The organism is Amycolatopsis speibonae (assembly GCF_042647925.1).
In the GTDB taxonomy this organism is placed as follows: Bacteria; Actinomycetota; Actinomycetes; order Mycobacteriales; family Pseudonocardiaceae; genus Amycolatopsis; species Amycolatopsis speibonae.
Window position 1 is genome coordinate 33918 of sequence record NZ_JBHRWK010000046.1, and the last position, 12956, is coordinate 46873.

General features: G+C 68.5%; 12 protein-coding genes. 11 read left to right on the forward strand and 1 reads right to left on the reverse strand.

Features of this window, described 5'->3' with window-relative positions:
* Nucleotides 1–186 precede the first annotated feature (186 nt).
* The 3 genes from ACFOSH_RS27655 to ACFOSH_RS27665 all read left to right on the forward strand — a co-directional run bounded on the left by ACFOSH_RS27655 (nucleotide 187) and on the right by ACFOSH_RS27665 (nucleotide 3176).
* Entirely contained in the window at nucleotides 187–1734 is a 1548-nt protein-coding gene (locus ACFOSH_RS27655) for a sigma-70 family RNA polymerase sigma factor (RefSeq protein WP_378241990.1), read from the forward strand.
* Between the two features lie 105 nt (nucleotides 1735–1839).
* Complete coding sequence (locus ACFOSH_RS27660) at nucleotides 1840–2280, forward strand: DUF983 domain-containing protein (RefSeq protein WP_076163969.1); 441 nt, start codon at nucleotides 1840–1842, stop codon at nucleotides 2278–2280.
* A 32-nt stretch (nucleotides 2281–2312) separates the two neighbouring features.
* A complete protein-coding gene (locus ACFOSH_RS27665) occupies nucleotides 2313–3176 on the forward strand; it encodes an Fpg/Nei family DNA glycosylase (RefSeq protein ID WP_378241991.1) in 864 nt (287 codons plus the stop codon).
* Nucleotides 3177–3191: 15 nt separating this feature from the next.
* Here the strand turns inward: ACFOSH_RS27665 and ACFOSH_RS27670 are convergent, their stop codons facing one another.
* Nucleotides 3192–4322: a serine hydrolase domain-containing protein gene (locus ACFOSH_RS27670; RefSeq protein WP_378241992.1), complete on the reverse strand. Its 1131-nt coding sequence runs from the start codon at nucleotides 4320–4322 to the stop codon at nucleotides 3192–3194.
* A 169-nt stretch (nucleotides 4323–4491) separates the two neighbouring features.
* Between ACFOSH_RS27670 and ACFOSH_RS27675 the strand changes: the two genes are divergently transcribed.
* The 8 genes from ACFOSH_RS27675 to ACFOSH_RS27710 all read left to right on the forward strand — a co-directional run.
* Entirely contained in the window at nucleotides 4492–5787 is a 1296-nt protein-coding gene (locus ACFOSH_RS27675) for a histidine kinase (RefSeq protein WP_076163972.1), read from the forward strand.
* A gap of 19 nt (nucleotides 5788–5806) precedes the next feature.
* Nucleotides 5807–6652 carry a S49 family peptidase gene (locus tag ACFOSH_RS27680; protein ID WP_378241993.1) on the forward strand — a complete coding sequence of 282 codons (846 nt, stop codon included), beginning with the start codon at nucleotides 5807–5809 and terminating at the stop codon, nucleotides 6650–6652.
* Nucleotides 6653–6837: 185 nt separating this feature from the next.
* A complete protein-coding gene (locus tag ACFOSH_RS27685) occupies nucleotides 6838–7785 on the forward strand; it encodes a glycoside hydrolase family 16 protein (protein ID WP_378241994.1) in 948 nt (315 codons plus the stop codon).
* Nucleotides 7786–7936: 151 nt separating this feature from the next.
* Complete coding sequence (locus tag ACFOSH_RS27690; protein WP_378241999.1) at nucleotides 7937–8773, forward strand: LytR/AlgR family response regulator transcription factor; 837 nt, start codon at nucleotides 7937–7939, stop codon at nucleotides 8771–8773.
* Between the two features lie 9 nt (nucleotides 8774–8782).
* The gene (locus ACFOSH_RS27695; protein WP_378241995.1) at nucleotides 8783–9307 is read left to right on the forward strand and encodes a hypothetical protein; all 525 of its coding nucleotides are present in this window, start codon (nucleotides 8783–8785) and stop codon (nucleotides 9305–9307) included.
* 31 nt (nucleotides 9308–9338) lie between these two features.
* Entirely contained in the window at nucleotides 9339–11129 is a 1791-nt protein-coding gene (locus tag ACFOSH_RS27700; protein WP_378241996.1) for a sodium/solute symporter, read from the forward strand.
* Nucleotides 11130–11269: 140 nt separating this feature from the next.
* The gene (locus ACFOSH_RS27705; RefSeq protein ID WP_378241997.1) at nucleotides 11270–11614 is read left to right on the forward strand and encodes a DUF485 domain-containing protein; all 345 of its coding nucleotides are present in this window, start codon (nucleotides 11270–11272) and stop codon (nucleotides 11612–11614) included.
* Nucleotides 11611–12956, forward strand: a 1346-nt coding sequence (locus ACFOSH_RS27710) for a solute symporter family protein (protein ID WP_378241998.1), incomplete at its 3' end; no start/stop codon positions are given. The genes ACFOSH_RS27705 and ACFOSH_RS27710, both read left to right, overlap by 4 nt.

Sequence of the window (12956 nt, forward strand, 5' to 3'; positions counted from 1 at the left end):
TGCTTCAACACTCGTTTGAAGCAGTGGGGAAACCATACACCGACCGTCTGTAGCTATTTTGACCCACCCCTACAGGTGCTTCGGCGTCACAGCTGGCGTACAAGGGGTGACGACGGCTGCATACCTCCGTATGGTGTCCCCATTCGACCGAATGGTGAGTCCTTCGGGGAGGAGGTGCCTGGCCGGATGACCGAGCAGGGCACGGTGCCGCTTCAGGCGGCCTCGGAATCCGACGAGCAGGCATTGCTCCAGCGGCTCCGTCATGGGGAGGACGCCGCCTTCGGGGAGCTTTTCGAACTTCACGCCGCGGCGGTGCGGCGGCTGGCGCGCAGTCTCGCCTCCGATCGGTCGGAGGCGGAGGACATCACGGCCGAGACCTTCTTCCGGGTGCTTCAGGCGTTGCGCCGGGGTGCCGGGCCGCGGGACTACGTGCGGGCCTATCTGCTGACGGTGGCTCGCCGGGTCTCGTGGGAGTGGCACGGGGCGCGTCGTGACGTGCCGGTGAGCGACGACGAGCTGACCTTCCGGGCCGGGGCGGGGGCGGACACGCACGCCCGCACGGCCGAGCATTCGCTGATCACGACCGCCTTCACGAGTTTGCCCGAGCGCTGGCGTTCGGTGCTGTGGCAGACCGAGGTCGAGGGCGAGCAGCCCGCGATGGTCGCGCCGCATTTCGGGTTGAGCGCGAACGCGACGGCGGCGTTGGCACGACGGGCGCGGCAGGGGCTGCGGGCGGCGTATCTGCAGGCGCATCTGTCGGTGAACCGCGGGCCGGATTCGTGCCGGGCGGTGGTGGAGAAGCTGGGCGGGTTCACCGCGGGCAGTGTCACCGGGGCCGAGGCGCGCCGGATCAAGACCCACCTGATCGGGTGCCAGTCCTGCCGGGCGACGCACGACGAGCTGCGGGATGTCTGTTCCTCGCTGCGGGCGCACGCCGGTGTGGTGGCGCTGCTGGTGCCGGCGGCCGCCGGTGCCCACGCGAGCGGGGCGTTGTCGGGGCTCGCCGCGTCGGTCAAGGGACTTCTGCTCGGGTCGAAGGTGAAGGTCGGTTTGGCGGTGGCATCGACGGCCGCCGCGGGCGCTGTCGGCATCGTCGCCGGTCCGGCCGTGTTCGGTACCGACGTCACACACACCGTCGGGCTGTCCGGGGGCGGGCTGCCGGAGCTGGCACTGCTGCCGGCGCAGGTCGCCCCGCCCGCCAACGACCAGCCGGTGCAGATCCCGCCGCAGCGGATCGCCGAGGACCGGCTGCACGGCAAAGGTTCCGAGCCGGTCGTGACCGGCCGCGGGCCGAGCGCCGAGCTCGGCGTGGCCGATGTGCCGAGCCTGCCGGGGGCGGGCACGTCGCGGAAGGAGCTGGGCGGCGGTGACGTCGTGCTGCCACCGTCCGAGGGGAAGCCGTTGCAGGAGACCTCGCCACGGAACGAGGTCCCGGAGACCGGCACGAACCAGACCACCTCGAAGCGGGACGACATCCCGCCGGGGGAATCGCTCAGCCCCACCGAGGAGTCGCTGAGCCCGACCACGACGACGTCACGGGACGCGACAGAGCCTTCGGAGTCGAACACGCCGAAGTCGACGACTGACCCGGAAGGGTCTTCTTCGCCGGTGACAGGGACTCCCGAAAGCACGACCGGAACGCCGTCCGGTGAACCTTCGGAAAACGAACCGAGCCCGGTCAAGCCGACTTCTCACTATCCGGAACCAGGTGTCGACTACCCGACGTGCCCATAACGCCCGAGCGGGCATATCGCCTCCGAACTCTCGCGAATCCGGCCGCCATCACGGTACGGTGGAACTCGCTCACGACGAGCGTGCGGCCGCGCGGGAGGCGACTGAATGAACCGGCTGGTGCACGGCGAGGACGGCCGTGACTGGGTGGTCCGAGCCCAGATGGAATGGCGTGCTCCCGCGACAGCGGACGACTTCGAGCACGATGTGGCGGGCAGCTACGGCCCGGGTATCGCGATGATCGTCGTGACGGCGCTGCTCGCGATCGTGCTCATCATGTGGACACCCGCCGACGTGATGATCCCGTCCTGGGTCCCGCTGGCGCTCTTGCTGATCGCGTTGTTCTTCCCGCTGCGGTGGATCCTGCGCCGCCCGTGGACCGTGGTCGCCGAGACCGAGGGCGATCTGGCGGGGGACAGGCCGTCCGAGCGCTGGGTGGGCACCATCCGCGGCATGTTCACCGTGCGCGGCGAGGTCTCGAAGATCACCAAGACCATCCAGAAGCACTCGCTGCCGGATTTCGACGGCCCGTTGCATCCGGTGGAGTAGTCGCGGCGGCCTGAACGCGCGAGACTGGGGCCATGCCCGAGTTACCCGAGGTCGAAGCGCTCGCTCACCACCTGCGTGAACACGCGGTGGGCAAGAAGGTCTTCCGTGTCGACGTGTCGTCCCTCAGCGTGCTGAAGACGGCGACACCGGCGTGGACCGAGTTGCACGGCCGGGAGGTCACCGGGGCCGGCCGCTTCGGCAAACACCTGGATCTCGTCGCCGGGGATCTCCATCTGGTCGTCCACCTGGCGAGGGCGGGCTGGCTGCGCTGGTCCGACGCGTTGTCGCCGACGCCCCTCAAACCCGGCAAGGGCCCGATCTCGCTGCGCGTCCACCTCGACGCGGCCGCCGGGCCGGGTTTCGACCTCACCGAGGCCGGCACGAAGAAGGGGCTGGCCGTCTGGATCGTGCGTGATCCGGAGAAGGAGGTCGCCAGTATCGCGCGGCTCGGGCCGGACGCGCTTTCGCTGGACCGCGCGGGGCTCGAGAAGCTGTTCGCGGGGCGCACCGAGCGGTTGAAGACGGCGCTGACCGATCAGTCGCTGCTCGCCGGGATCGGCAACGCCTACTCCGACGAGATCATGCACAGGGCGAAGCTTTCTCCTTACGCCACAACCGGAAAGCTGTCCGAAGGAGCGCTCGACGGGCTTTCGGAGGCCATCCGCGAAGTGCTGACCAGCGCCGTGACGCGCTCTGTCGGCCAGTCCGCGGCCCGGCTCAAGGGCGAGAAGCGGTCCGGGTTGCGCGTGCACGCGCGGACCGGGCTGCCGTGTCCGGTCTGCGGCGACACGATCCGCGAGATCTCGTTCGCGGACAAGTCGTTCCAGTACTGCCCGACCTGCCAGACCGGCGGGAAGCCCCTCGCGGACCGGCGGATGTCGCGTCTGCTGAAGTGATCAGCCTGCAGTTGATCAACACAGCGCTGCGGCGACCGCCGGAAGAGGGCTGCTCGGCAGCGGAGCCTCGTGTGCCACGTCCTTGGCCAGGTCGTACACGTTCAGCGCCAGCACGATCTGCTTCGAGCCGTCCTCGGTGCTCATCGAGACGCTGTAGAACCCCGGCCCGGCCCCCGTGTTGCCCCAGACCGTCTTCGTCCCGCCAGGACAGGGCAGGTTGAGCGTTTCGACGCCGGCGCCGTACGCACCGAACTCGCCGTACGGCACCAGCTTCTCGAGTTCGGCCTGTTGCGCGGGCTTCAGCAACCGCCCCGCCAGCAGCGCGCGATGGAACGTCGCGAGATCGTCGACGGTCGAGACCATCGCGCCCGCGGTCCAGTCGTACGACGGGCTGAACACGGTCATGTCCTTCGCCGGTTCGCTCAGGTCGTATCCGCGCAGATGCGGTCCGCGCAGGAACGGCGACCGGAGCGGGAAATACGTCTGCCCGAGGCCGAGCGGGTCGAGGATCCGCCGCTGGATCTCCTCGCGGACGTCGTGGCGGGTGACCTTCTCGATCACCTTGCCCAGCAACAGATATCCCGTGTTCGAGTACTCCGTCTTCGCGCCGGGCGTGAACGTCGGCGGGTCGACGAGCGACCGCCGGATCACCTCCGACGGCGGATAGACGTGCGCCCGGTTCCCCTCGACGAGGTACGGGTCGAAGAAGTGCGGATCCAGCGGATCGTGCACGCCGCTCGTGTGGTTCAGCAGCATGCGCAAGGTGATCTTTTCCGGCTCGTAGCCCGGTCCGCGGACGACACCGGGCAGTCGCCGCTCCACCGGATCGTCGAGGGAAAGCGCGCCTTCGCCCGCCAGCCGCAGCACCACCGTGGCGACGAACGCCTTGGTGTTGCTGGCGATCCGGAAACGGTGGTGCGGCCCCGCGGGCTCCCGCGTGACCGGGTTCGCGTACCCGGCGCCGAAGCGCGAGACCGCCTCACCGTTCCGGATCCAGGCGACCGCGCCCGGGAAACCCCCTTCGGCGACCAGGTGCCCGACGGCCGCGCGCACCGGATCCCCGGTCGCGGCCGCCGTCCCCGCCGACGCGCTCGCCAGCAGGACCCCTGCCAGCACACCCGCCGCGAGTTTCCCCGATCCGCGCATTGTGTTCCTCTCCCGGAAGCGATTGCCTGCGGACAGTCTTTCCCGTGCCCCGGGGAGTGACCATGGGGGGAACACCCCCGTCTTGGGTAGGGTCGACCCCACCCTCGGTTGTCACAACTCAACGGAAAGTGGGGAGTAAGCCTTGCACCCGGTTGGTCGAGCGCAGAGCATGGACGCCGTGTCCGGGCTCGAGATCGCGCAGATCATCCCTTGGGGTGTGGCGCTGCTGCTCGCGATCCTCGTCGTCGTCCTGCTGATCAAGCTGAGGCGCCCCGCGAGCATCGTGGAGAACGCGGTGCTGCAGGCCGTCCACCGGATGTCGAAGGCGACACCGGACCTCCGCGAGGGGCTCGACGAGCAGGTCGCCGACAAGATCACCAGCCAGCTGCTGGAGATGCTCGACTGCGTCGCCGTCGGCATCACCGACAGCGAAGGCACGCTGCTGTCCTGGGACGGCGAGGCCAACGACCACTATGTCGACCTCGTCGACGCCATCGGCAACGCGATCCGCAAGCACCGCCGCGAGGTCGTCGCGCACGACAAGATGCCGTGCAACCACCGCGGCACCTGCCGGATGCGGACCGCGGTGATCGTGCCGCTGATCGTCGAGGGCGAGACCGAGGCGGCGCTGCTGGTCGTCGGGCGCACGCGCGGGCGGCTGGTGCAGATGGCCGACGCGGTCGCGCAGTTCGTCTGCACCCAGTTCGAGCTGGCGCGCCTGGACGAATCGAAGAACCAGCTCCAGCAGGCGGAGATCAAGGCGCTGCGCGCGCAGATCTCGCCGCACTTCGTCTACAACGCGCTCAACACTATCTCGTCGCTGATCCGGACGGACCCGGAGGAAGCGCGAGAGCTGCTTCAGGACTTCGCGGACTTCACGCGCTACTCATTCCGGACGTCGGGCATGTTCACCTCGCTCGCCGAGGAACTGCGCAACATCGACCGGTACCTGACCATCGAGAACGCCCGCTTCGGCGGACGCCTCGAAGTGCGGATGAAGATCGCGCCCGAGGTGCTTTCGGTGGTCGTCCCGTTCCTGATCATCCAGCCGCTGGTGGAGAACGCCGTCAAACACGGCCTCGCGTCGAAGCCCTCGGGCGGCTGCGTCACGGTGATCGCCGAGGACTACGGCGCCGAGGCGCTGATCAGCGTCGAGGACGACGGCATCGGCATGGAGCCCGCCAAGCTCGCCGACCTCCGCAGCCAGCACCGCACGGGCGCGCACGTCGGCCTCGGCAACATCAACCAGCGGATGCAGCAGGTGTTCGGCCGCGACTACGCGCTCATGGTCGAGACGGCGCCCGGCGCCGGCATGAAGGTGACCTTGCGGGTCCCGAAGTTCATGCCCGGCGTGCGGCCGAACCTGCCGGACTTCTCCGCCGACAGCGCCGCCGTCCCGCCGCAGGGTGGTCCGAACGAAGCCAGCGGGGTGACCGGTTCGCGCAGCGGCGTGCTGCCGTCCTGAACGTCGGTAACCTGGCGGTATGAGCGTTGCGGACAAGCTGGCCTCCCGTCTCCCGATGATCGGCGACCGGGGTGAGCGCAAGGACGTCGTCGCCGTGGTCAAGCTGCACGGGGTGATCACGCCGACCCCGTCACCCTTGGCCAGAGGGTCGATCAACCTGGCCGCCGTCGAGTCCGCGCTGACCCGCGCGTTCGCGCACGACCGGTTGAAGGCCGTCGCGCTGCAGATCAACTCGCCGGGCGGCGCGCCGACGCAGTCGGGCCTGGTCGCCGAACGGATCCGCCAGCTCGCCGACGAGAAGAACGTGCCCGTCCTGGCCTTCGCCGAAGACGTCGCCGCGTCCGGCGGGTATTGGCTGGCCTGCGCGGCCGACGAGATCTACGCGCACCGGACGTCGATGGTCGGGTCGATCGGCGTGATCAGCGGCGGGTTCGGGTTCACCGGCCTGCTGGAGCGGTTCGGCATCGAGCGGCGGCTGCACACCGCGGGGACGAACAAGTCCCGGCTCGACCCGTTCAGCCCGGAGAAGCCGGAAGACGTCGAGTGGCTGAAGAAGATGCACGGCCAGCTCCACGAGCTGTTCGTCGACTGGGTCACCGAGCGCCGCGGAGACCGGCTGTCCGGCTCCGACGACCTGTTCAACGGTGACGTCTGGTTGGGCGCCCGCGCGATCGAACTCGGCCTCATCGACGGCGTCGGCAGCCTCCGCCAGGTGCTCACCGAGCGCTACCCGGACGCCGAGATCGCGATCGCCGAACCGAAGAAGCCGCTGCTGGCCCGGCTCGGCATCGGAGCTCCCGCCGCGGCGAGCGCGCTGCTCGACGCCGTCCAGCACAAGGCCGCCTGGAGCCGCTTCGGCCTCTGACCCGCGTGAGATGAAAGGTCCTTTCCTTGCAAATTTCGCAAGGAAAGGACCTTTCATTGCGTCCGGGCCGAGCGCGATTCACCCGAACGGTGGTAGGCGTAAGTGGTTCAGACCAGGTCTCATATCGGACATACCGCTTTGTTGTGAACGGCAACAAACCTCGACAACGTTGACGAGGAGGCCCGATGTCCGTTATTTCTTCCCGTCGGAGTCGCTGGAAGACCGCGCTCGGTTCGGCGCTCGGCGCGGCTCTGCTGGTCGTCCCCCTGGCTTTCCCGGCGTCCGCCGCCGTCCCGCCCCCGCCGTCCGGCTGGACCACCGTGTTCGCCGACGACTTCACCGGCGCCGCGGGTTCGCTCCCGTCGAACGAGAACTGGATCGTCGACACCGGCCACGCGTATCCCGGCGGCCCGGGGGACTGGGGCACCGGCGAGATCCAGAACTACACGGCCGACCCCGCCAACCTCGCCCAGGACGGTTCCGGCAACCTGCGGATCACGCCGCTGCGTGACGGCGCGGGCAACTGGACGTCGGCGCGGATCGAGACACAGCGCACGAACTTCAAGCCGCCGCAGGGTGGCGCGCTGCGGATCGAAGGCCGCATCCAGATGCCGAACGTCACCGGCGCCGCCGCGCTCGGTTACTGGCCCGCTTTCTGGGCGCTGGGTTCGCCGTATCGCGGCAACTTCTGGAACTGGCCCGCCGTCGGCGAATTCGACATCATGGAGAACGTCAACGGGATCGACTCGGTCTGGGGCGTCCTGCACTGCGGCGTCAACCCCGGCGGCCCGTGCGACGAGACCACCGGCCTCGTCGGCAGCCGGGCCTGCCCCGGCGCGAGCTGCCAGAGCGCGTTCCACACCTACGCCTTCGAATGGGACACGAGCGTCAGCCCCAACGTGTTCCGCTGGCTGGTGGACGGTCAGCAGTTCCATTCGGTCGCGCAGAACCAGGTCGACGCGACCACCTGGGCGAACATGACCAACCACGCGGGCTACTTCGTGCTGCTCAACCTCGCGATCGGCGGCGCGTTCCCGAACAACAACTCCGGCACCACGACCCCCGGACCGGGGATCGTGCCGGGACACCCGATGCTCGTCGACTACGTCACGGTCCTGACCCGCGGCGCCTGAGCATCGACCTCCAGATGTGGCACGGCTGGGCGGTTCGTGTCACCGGAAAAAGATGACGGCACCGGCCACCCCGGGCGCGGGGGTGCCGGTGCCGTCCTTTTCGTTCGACTTTCGTGAAGCGGGCTGGACAAGGAACCCGGCAATGGGCAGGATGCGTCTCACTGTGAGTGCTCACGATGACACCCGGAAGCTCATTGTCCTGGCGGTGGACGATGAGCCCAAAGGGCTAGACGAACTTGTCCACTGTCTCCGGAACAGCCCGCACGTCGCCCTCGTCTATCCGGCGATAGACGCTTCGGAGGCGCTGCGCCTGCTGTCCGCCGACGATCCGAGGCTGGCCGACCGCAAGGCACGGGGCCTGCCCATCGTGGACGCGGTGTTCGCCGACATCGACATGCCCGGCCTGTCCGGGATGGAGATGTCGCGCGTGTTCGCCGCGCTGCGCCCGTCGCCCGCCCTGGTGTTCGTGACCGGGCACGCGGAAGAGGCGGTCAACGCCTTCGACCTCGGCGCGCTCGACTACGTGCTGAAGCCGTACCAGCAGGATCGGCTCGACCGCGCGATCACCCGCGTGATCGACAAACTCGCCGCCAACGCCGCCCCGCAGTACGGCCCGGAAGGCGGTCCGGGGCTGGTCAAGAACGACGACGAGGTCATCCCGGTCGAGCTCGCGGGCACCACCAAGCTGATCCCGCGGTCTTCGGTCCGCTGGGTCGAAGCGCAGGGTGACTACGCCCGGTTGTTCACCACCGACGGCAGCCACCTGGTCCGCATTCCGCTCGCGCAGCTCGAAGAACGCTGGGAGAAGGCGGGTTTCGTCCGGATCCACCGGTCGTTCCTGGTCTCGCTGCCGCTGATCACCGAGCTGCGCATGGGCCAGGGCGGCTACCAGGTCGTCATCGGCAACGAGGAGAAGGTGCTGCCGGTGAGCCGCCGCCACACGCGCGCGCTCAAGGACCGGCTGGTCGGCGCCAACCGGTCGACGTAGCGGCGGCACATGACCGACGACTTCTACCGCAGGGTCAACGGGGTTCGCGAACCGGACCCGACCCTCGGCAAGGGCAGGAACAGGAAACCGGCGCCGCCCGAGGGGGCCGCCGTCGAGCCGGTGCCCGGCGCGCCCGCCGGTCCGAAGCACGAGCAGGGCAAACCCGAGCACCACGCGAAACCCAAGCGGCAGCGGGTGATCCTCGCCGATCCGCGGCAGGCCACGAGCACCCTGCGGGCCCGGGTCGAACTCGAAGAACAGACCAGCTGGGGAAAACTCCTGGTCCGGGACCTGGTGAAGATCCAGCTGCGGACGGCATCCCTGCTGGCGTTGCTGGTTATGGTCACGCTGTGTTCACTTCCGGTGCTCTTCTACCTGATCCCGTCATTCGGGCGGGTGATCGTCGTGGGCATTCCGCTGCCCTGGTTGATCCTCGGCGTGGCACCTTTTCCCTTCCTGTTCGGCATCGGGCTCTGGTACAACCGGCTGGCCGAACGTCATGAACGCGACTTCGTTGACATGATCGAGAACTGATTGCGGAGCCGCACGTGCGAGGATCGCTGCTGTGCAGCTGAATCCGTGGGCCATGGCCGGCATAGTGCTGGTGGCGGTCCTGACCTTCTACCTGGGGCATCGCTCCTCGAGGTCGGCGGTCAGCACGCACGACTTCCTCGTCGCCCGGCGCACCGTGCGCTCCCGCCGCAACGCCGCCGCGATCTCCGGTGAGTACCTGTCCGCCGCGTCGTTCATGGGCGTCGCCGGCATCGTGCTCAAGGACGGCGCCGACGCGCTGTGGTTCCCGATCGGCTTCACCGCGGGCTATCTCGCGCTGATGCTCTTCGTCGCCGCGCCGCTGCGGCGGTCCGGCGCGTACACGCTGCCGGACTTCGTCGAGATGCGGCTGGGTTCGACGATGCTGCGCCGGGTTTCGACGGCGTTCGTGGTGTTCATCGGGATCCTCTACATGGTCCCGCAGCTCCAGGGCGCCGGCCTGACGCTGGCGACGATCCTGCCCGTCCCCGCCTGGGCGGGCGCGCTCCTGGTCAGCGGTGTGGTCATGTTCAACGTGATCGCGGGCGGGATGCGCGCCATCACCGTCGTCCAGGCCTTCCAGTACTGGCTGAAACTGTTCGCCATCGCGGTGCCGACGTTCATCCTGTGCATCGTGTTCCTCGGCGCCGGCCCGCCGGGCAGCGCGCGCCCTCTCGGGCAGCCCGCCCCGCCGACGTTCCCCGAGAACACCACGGTCTCGGTGCAGACCGACGTCACGCTGAAGGTCACCTCGGTGACCGTGCTCGAGGCGTACGGGCAGGTGGAAGGCGCGCGCGCCAACGGTTTCGCGGTGTGGACGCCGGAGGCCGGGCACAAGGTCGCCAAGGGCACGACGTTGAAGTTCACCGCGGGCACCCCGGTCCCGGTGGTCAGCGACGCGCCCCCGTCGAACGGCGACTGGCTGCGGCCGAGCTCGGGCAGTCTCACCGATCTGCTGCAGGTCTATTCGCTGATCCTCGCGACTTTTCTCGGCACCATGGGGCTGCCGCACGTCCGGGTCCGCTTCTACACCAACCCCGACGGCAAGGCCGCGCGCCGCACGACGGTGCACGTTCTCCTGCTGCTCGGGCTGTTCTACCTGTTCCCGACGCTGCTGGGCGCGCTGTCGCGGATGTACGTCCCGGAACTGCTGGTGACCGGGAAGACCGACGCCGCCGTCCTGCTGCTGCCGTCCGCGGTCCTGCCCGGTCTCTGGGGGCAGATCCTGGGCGCGGTGACCGCGGCCGGCGCCTTCGCGGCGTTCCTGTCGAGTTCGTCCGGGCTGCTGGTGAGCGTGGCCGGGGTCGTGTCCACCGACGTGCTGCCCGGCCGGGTCCGCGATTTCCGGGTGGCGACGGCGATCGTGGCGCTGATCCCGTTCGCGCTGGCGATCCTGCTGCCGTCGGAGGACCTCTCGCTGTCGGTCGGGATGTCGTTCGCGCTGGCCGCTTCGACGTTCAGCCCGCTGCTGCTGCTCGGGGTCTGGTGGCGCAAGCTCAGCTGGCCCGGCGCGCTGGCCGGGATGCTCGTCGGCGGCGGCCTGGTGCTGACCGCGCTGGTGGTCAACATCGTCAGCAAGTACACCGGCGGCTGGGCGCCGTGGTTCTCGAACCAGCCCGCGCTGATCACCGTGCCGGCGGCGTTCCTGACCACCTACGTGGTGAGCCGCGCGACCGGCTACGGGCGGCCGGACGACGTCCACGGCGTGATGCTGCGGCTGCACGCGCCCGATCCGCTCGGGTTCATGCGCGATCGCGCGGTCGCCCGGTTCGGGCAGGCCGAAGAGAAGACGCGGACCGCCGGCAAGGGACGCCACCGCAAGTAAACTCACTCTTTCGAGTCGTGACGCTCTACGCAGAGTCGCACCGTTCACTCAAATGGATTGCCCCTCTCGCGCCCCAAGAGGGGCATGATCTTCCGTGACATCGAAATCACCGAATGGTTGAGGTAGATGGGAGGTCCGAAGTGAGTGATACCGAGCAAGGCCTCGGGTCCGATCCGGAATCCGACTGGGAAAAGGTGCAGGCGAGCCCGGAATTCACCGAGCTGCGACGACGGCTACGGGTATTCGTTTTCCCGGTCTCGGCCCTGTTCCTGCTCTGGTATCTGCTTTACGTGCTCCTCGCCGACTACGCGACCGCGTTCATGGGCACCAAGCTCTTCGGCAACATCACCGTCGGCCTGGTCTTCGGCTTGCTGCAGTTCGTGTCCACCTTCGTCATCACCGGGCTTTATGTCCGGTACGCGAACCGGAAACTAGATCCGCTCGCCGACAAGATCCGGCACGAGGTCGAAGGGATCGAACGGTGAAAACGCTGGCAGCGGGCGTCCAGGGCAGCAATCCGGCGCTCAACATCACCATTTTCGCGGTGTTCGTGGCGATCACACTGGTGATCGTTTTCCGGGCGAGCCGGAATACGAAGACCGCGTCCGACTACTACGCCGCGGGGCGCGCTTTCACCGGTCCGCAGAACGGGATCGCGATCTCGGGCGACTACCTTTCCGCGGCGTCGTTCCTGGGTATCGCCGGGGCGATCGCGATCAACGGGTACGACGGATTCCTCTATTCGATCGGGTTCCTCGTCGCCTGGCTGGTGGCGTTGCTGCTGGTCGCGGAACTGCTGCGCAACACCGGCAAGTTCACCATGGGCGACGTCCTGGCGTTCCGGATGAAACAGCGCCCGGTGCGGGCCGCGGCCGCGATCTCCACGCTGGCCGTCTCGTTCTTCTACCTGCTCGCGCAGATGGCGGGGGCGGGCGGCCTGGTGAACCTGCTGCTCGGCATCGAGGGGAACCTCGGCCAGGACCTGGTGATCGCCGTCGTCGGCGTGATCATGATCCTGTACGTGCTGATCGGCGGGATGAAGGGCACCACCTGGGTCCAGATCATCAAGGCCGTCCTGCTCATCGCGGGCGCTTTCGCGATGACGCTGTGGGTGCTCGGGAAGTACGGCTTCAACCTCTCCAACCTGTTCCAGGCCGCCGTCGACAAGGGCGGCAAGGCCGGGGAAGCGCTGCTCGGACCGGGCAAGCAGTACGGCAAGACCGGCACGACGAAACTCGACTTCCTGTCGCTCGGCATCGCGCTGGTCCTCGGGACCGCGGGCCTGCCGCACGTGCTCATGCGCTTCTACACGGTGCCGACGGCGAAGGACGCGCGCCGTTCGGTGGTGTGGGCGATCGCGCTGATCGGCATCTTCTACCTGTTCACGCTGGTGCTCGGCTACGGCGCGGGTGCGCTCGTCGGCCCGGACGTGATCGCGAAGGCACCGGGGACGACCAACTCGGCGGCGCCACTGCTGGCACTCGAACTGGGCGGCCCGGTTCTGCTCGGCTTCATCGCGGCGGTGGCGTTCGCGACGATCCTCGCGGTGGTCGCGGGACTGACGATCACGGCGTCGGCGTCGTTCGCGCACGACGTCTACGCCAACGTGATCAAGAAGGGCAAGACCGACCCCGACAGCGAGGTCCGCGTCGCGCGGATCACCGCGCTGGTGATCGGGGCCGTCGCGATCGTCGGCGGCATCCTCGCGAAGAACCAGAACGTGGCGTTCCTGGTGGCGCTGGCGTTCGCGGTGGCGGCGTCGGCGAACCTGCCGACGATCCTGTACTCGCTGTTCTGGAAGCGGTTCAACACCCAGGGCGCGTTGTG

Bases quoted from the DNA above. Each gene is read 5' to 3' on its own strand.
- ACFOSH_RS27660 (WP_076163969.1), top strand. From the start codon at position 1,840: ATGAACCGGCTGGTGCACGGCGAGGACGGCCGTGACTGGGTGGTCCGA.
- ACFOSH_RS27665 (WP_378241991.1), top strand. From the start codon at position 2,313: ATGCCCGAGTTACCCGAGGTCGAAGCGCTCGCTCACCACCTGCGTGAA.
- ACFOSH_RS27695 (WP_378241995.1), top strand. From the start codon at position 8,783: ATGACCGACGACTTCTACCGCAGGGTCAACGGGGTTCGCGAACCGGAC.
- ACFOSH_RS27675 (WP_076163972.1), top strand. From the start codon at position 4,492: ATGGACGCCGTGTCCGGGCTCGAGATCGCGCAGATCATCCCTTGGGGT.
- ACFOSH_RS27680 (WP_378241993.1), top strand. From the start codon at position 5,807: ATGAGCGTTGCGGACAAGCTGGCCTCCCGTCTCCCGATGATCGGCGAC.
- ACFOSH_RS27670 (WP_378241992.1), bottom strand. From the start codon at position 4,322: ATGCGCGGATCGGGGAAACTCGCGGCGGGTGTGCTGGCAGGGGTCCTG.
- ACFOSH_RS27690 (WP_378241999.1), top strand. From the start codon at position 7,937: ATGCGTCTCACTGTGAGTGCTCACGATGACACCCGGAAGCTCATTGTC.
- ACFOSH_RS27655 (WP_378241990.1), top strand. From the start codon at position 187: ATGACCGAGCAGGGCACGGTGCCGCTTCAGGCGGCCTCGGAATCCGAC.
- ACFOSH_RS27685 (WP_378241994.1), top strand. From the start codon at position 6,838: ATGTCCGTTATTTCTTCCCGTCGGAGTCGCTGGAAGACCGCGCTCGGT.